At 28.1% G+C, this 4,267-nt stretch carries 5 protein-coding genes; 1 reads left to right on the top strand and 4 read right to left on the bottom strand.

Annotation, left to right across the window (positions count from 1 at the left end; genetic code table 11):
* On the top strand, positions 1-1,100 hold a 1,100-nt coding region (locus CLCOS_RS18480; protein WP_082976977.1), incomplete at its 5' end, for an IS110 family transposase.
* 106 nt (positions 1,101-1,206) lie between these two features.
* Here CLCOS_RS18480 and CLCOS_RS18475 read toward each other — a convergent pair.
* Genes CLCOS_RS18475 through CLCOS_RS18460 form a run of 4 tightly spaced genes read right to left on the bottom strand, consistent with a single transcriptional unit; the run spans position 1,207 to position 4,054 of the window.
* Positions 1,207-1,614: a sugar 3,4-ketoisomerase gene (locus CLCOS_RS18475; RefSeq protein ID WP_063600401.1), complete on the bottom strand. Its 408-nt coding sequence runs from the start codon at positions 1,612-1,614 to the stop codon at positions 1,207-1,209.
* Positions 1,607-2,143 carry an acyltransferase gene (locus CLCOS_RS18470; protein WP_063600400.1) on the bottom strand — a complete coding sequence of 179 codons (537 nt, stop codon included), beginning with the start codon at positions 2,141-2,143 and terminating at the stop codon, positions 1,607-1,609. The genes CLCOS_RS18475 and CLCOS_RS18470 overlap by 8 nt, the downstream gene beginning before the upstream one ends.
* 4 nt (positions 2,144-2,147) lie before the next feature.
* On the bottom strand, positions 2,148-3,068 hold the full coding sequence (locus tag CLCOS_RS18465; protein WP_063600399.1) for a DegT/DnrJ/EryC1/StrS family aminotransferase: 921 nt from the start codon (positions 3,066-3,068) through the stop codon (positions 2,148-2,150).
* Positions 3,069-3,079: 11 nt separating this feature from the next.
* Entirely contained in the window at positions 3,080-4,054 is a 975-nt protein-coding gene (locus tag CLCOS_RS18460) for a hypothetical protein (RefSeq protein ID WP_063600398.1), read from the bottom strand.
* Positions 4,055-4,267: the final 213 nt, after the last annotated feature.

The raw sequence follows: 4,267 nt of genomic DNA, 5'->3' as shown, positions 1-4,267 counted from the left end.
TTGCTATGGAATCTACTTCTGTTTATAACATTCACATAGCGAACCATCTTTCTACTTGCGAAATATTGCTTCCATTCAAGCCTTATGTTTTCTGTCTAAATCCAAAGATGACAGCTAACTATAGGAAAGCCTTTACTGCTATGGCTAAAACGGATCTTTTGGATGCCTTTATTATTGCTGATTTTGCAAGAGCTGGTTTAATCGAAATACAGCCTTGGCGTGGAAGCCAGTTTTTGGCTTTAAAACGTCTTACCAGACATCGCTTGCATCTGACAGAATGCATTACTAGAGAGAAGACATATATGGTTTCTAACCTATATCTCAAATTCAGTGAACTACAGCTCCTTAGCGGAGGAAACCAGCCATTTAGCAACATTTATGGTGCTGCTTCATCTGCTATCCTTACAGAATATTTATCTCCTCAAGAGATTATCGATGCTCCTGAAGAAGAGCTGCTTACATTCATTGCTGAAAAAAGCAGGAACAGAATTGCAGATATTTCAAAAACTACTGAGCTTTTGAAGAAAGCTGCGAAGGATTCCTATCGCCTTGACAAATGCCTTTATGAGCCTTTAAACATCTCTTTGGCAAGTTCTTTCAACTGTATTGATACTTTTAAGAAAGAAATTAAGGCTATTGATGATGCCATTGAAAAAACAATCAGAGGCATGAATCCTAATGCACTTACCATTCTCAAATCAATTAATGGTATCGGTCCTGTGTTTGCAGCTGGAATCATTGCTGAAATTGGCGATATAAATATTTTTCATTCATCTGATGCTTTAGCCAAGTATGCAGGGCTTACTTGGTCAAAAAATCAGTCTGGTGACTTCGATGGAGAAGACACTTGTATGCAGAAAGCTGGTAATACTTATTTGCGTTATTATCTTGGCGAAGCCGCCAACAGTGTCAGAAGATACATTCCTGAGTATCGGGACTACTACGCTAAAAAATACAGCGAAGTTCCGAAGCATCAGCACAAAAGAGCACTTGCGTTGACATCTCGTAAATTCGTACGACTGGTTTTTGGTTTGCTGGTCAAAAACCAACTGTACACCGGTGAAAAATTAGACACCGAATTTCATATCAAGGCGAACTAACATTCGATTTTTTTGTCAAAAATTCGAACGTTTATTTTGTGTACCCTTTTTTAAGAAAAACATATCGAAATCTTTTAAAAAACTATCTTGACATATTACCAGATTGCTAAAAACGTTTTTTAGCTTCTTCTAAATATATATCATAATTTCTAATGTAGTCATTTTCGTCAAAATATTCAGATGTCAATACTAACAGCACTGCATCTTCAGAATAATCAAATTGCTCCGCCCATATCATAGGTCCTATCATTAATCCTTTATCAGGATTGTCCAAAACAAATATTTCTTCATCATTTGGCGTCTTTACTTTTACTTTCAGTGAACCTTTAACGCAAATTAATGTCTGATATGTTTTTTTATGTGCATGGTATCCCCTTGCATTACCTTGCGGTACTCCATAAATATAAAATACTCGTTTTATTTCATAAGGAACATCATAGAAACCTTCTATAGGAGTTAAATGACCATATTTACTTAAAATATCTTTAAATTTTAATAGTGTACAATTATACATGATTTATACCTCTTAAATCTCTAATTTTCTTCGCCGGAACTCCTGCATAAATTGAATAAGCCTCAACATCATTAGTAACAACACTACCAGCTCCTATTATTGAAAACTTTCCAATTTTAACCCCTGGAAGTATAGTAACATTCGCACCAATCCATACATCATTTTCAACTATTATTTTCTCACTTTTAATTAGTTTATTTTTGATATAATCGAAGTTACTTAATACATCTGAATTATTTGGTGACGATTCAACTACAAACGTTACATTAGGTGCTATGGAAACATTGTTTCCTATATGTATCATATACTTTTCCTTTAATTCACCTATAACAATTTTCATACCTAAATTAGCATATGTTCCTTCTCCCATATATACTCCGAGTCTTTCAAAATAAATTCTTCTAATTCTCGCATCAGGATAATAATTAGCTATAAGCTTGCTAAATCTCATTGGCATAATATCAATATTTTTATTTAAATAATCAAAAATTTTCTCATCTATATATTTAAGAATTAATTTATTTCCCATACAATCACCTCGTATTTATAAAATATTTTATACACTCTATAAAATAATCCAGATCTTCTTTTTTTAATCTATTGTGTACAGGTATATACATAACTTTTTCTTTATAGAAAACACTGCATTGTATTCCCTGTTTCCATAAAAATTTTTTTAATAGATCAGTATCTATGTTATTACTCACCTTAAACATATAAACTCCTGGTGTTATATAACTTTTTAATTTAAATCTAGAATATATTCCAATGCTAGATAAAGCATAATTTAAATAAGTATAATTTTTAGACCTAGCTTTTGACCAATCGTCAATTTTATCAATATAAAAAGATATGACTTTTTTTATATAATTTTTTTGTTTAAAATCTAATTTAAAATTAACATTATATTTTTTTTTATATACTAACAATCCTCCTATTTGTATAGGGAAAAACTTAGGAAAACTAAAAATAACAAAATCTCCAACCTTTCCAACACTATTTTCAATATTATTAGAATTAAATGAATGGGCACAATCTTCAATTATAGGTAGATTATAATTTTTTAACTTCATAAGATTTTCATATGGGAAGCCAAATTCATGATTCACAAATATAACCTTAGTATTTTTCTCAATTTTTCTTGACCATTTACAAAATTTTTCTATTTCTTTTGTTACACACCCACTTATATAAAAGTTATTAGTTGTTGTAAATATAGTTACACAATCATTACTTTTTAAATTTAACTTAGATAAAGCTATATTAATTGCTTCTCTACCATTAGTAGTATAGCAAAAGGATCTATTTTTAAATCTATCTAAAAAATATTCATCACATGTATCTGAATAGGATAAATATTTATTTATTATAATATCTTCTGTTAAAAAAGGACTTATCCTATATGAAGGCGTTAAATATTCATCAGGTTCCATAATAAAATCATTAACTAACATTATATACACCTCTAAAGTTCATATTTAAAAGTAATTTTTATATTATTATCACATCCAATAGATTTTTTAAAATCAGCAAGTCCATTATTTATTACTCCGTTCTCACTTGATGGACCTATATCCAAATACTTTTTTCCTAAATTCCTATAAAACTCAAATATATTAACTGTTAACATATTCATTGGACGAATTTTTCTATATTTATCTATATCTCCCCAATATATGACCTGACTAATATCTTTAGTAACATCAAATACAATAGCTGTAGCTATAAAATTGTCTTCTTTTTTTACTCCAAAACACCTACATGTCAATTCTTTCATATGTATTAAATCATTCATCTGATTTTCAGATATTTTTAAAGGATACCCCATTTCTTTTCTATTTATTTTAATTACATCATAGGCTAATTTGAATTTTTCTATAGGAATTTCAGTAAATATTAAATTATTTTTTAATGCTATATTATAATTTTGTCTTAATGAATGAATAGATTTTTTCAAAAACAATTCTTTATCTTGAAATTTTAATAAATTAAAATAATTATTTATGTCAATTTTTTCGACTTTAAAATCATTACTGCTAAAAGCAGCCCACTCTGAATTTATTACTTCTGGTAAATAAATTTCAGGCGGCAAACTAAACATAATTTTTTCACATTTCAATATTTCAGCACAATCTATTAAACCTTTAATTACACTGCATATTTGATTTATTCTATATTTATTTTTGACATAAACCATCGAAAATGGAGATGAATATGGAGCCTTCATTATTCCATTTTTTAAACCTATATAGCAATATGCTATTTGTTTATTATTATTGCAGAAAAAAATCCTATATACTTTTTCTGCAAACTTTTGATGATACTGATGAAATTCTTCTGTATCAAAAAAAAGTGGGTTTATAAACTTATTAAGTTGAATACAGTTATTATCACAATAAATAATTTGTTGTGAATTTATATTATAATATAAATCTTCCACTTATATCACATCCTCCATTAAAACAATTATATTATATAAATTATTTTTATATAAACAATATTTTTTCATATCCTTTTAGCCATCTCAAAATAATATTTTAATTAATGTTAGCTACCAAATACCTCTAACTAAATCTTTAATTAAAAACCTATACACTTTTAAATTTAGTGGATATTCACTAATAGCCTTTTTCACATATATTTTATAATGTAT

The sequence above is a fragment of the Clostridium coskatii genome (assembly GCF_001675205.1).
In the GTDB taxonomy this organism is placed as follows: Bacteria; Bacillota; Clostridia; order Clostridiales; family Clostridiaceae; genus Clostridium_B; species Clostridium_B ljungdahlii.
Note: the sequence above shows the minus strand (reverse complement) of the source record. Positions and strands in the feature narration are given on the sequence as shown.

Coding starts and splice junctions, on each gene's coding strand:
- CLCOS_RS18475 (WP_063600401.1), bottom strand. CDS start 1,614: ATGTATAATTGTACACTATTAAAATTTAAAGATATTTTAAGTAAATAT.
- CLCOS_RS18470 (WP_063600400.1), bottom strand. CDS start 2,143: ATGGGAAATAAATTAATTCTTAAATATATAGATGAGAAAATTTTTGAT.
- CLCOS_RS18465 (WP_063600399.1), bottom strand. CDS start 3,068: ATGTTAGTTAATGATTTTATTATGGAACCTGATGAATATTTAACGCCT.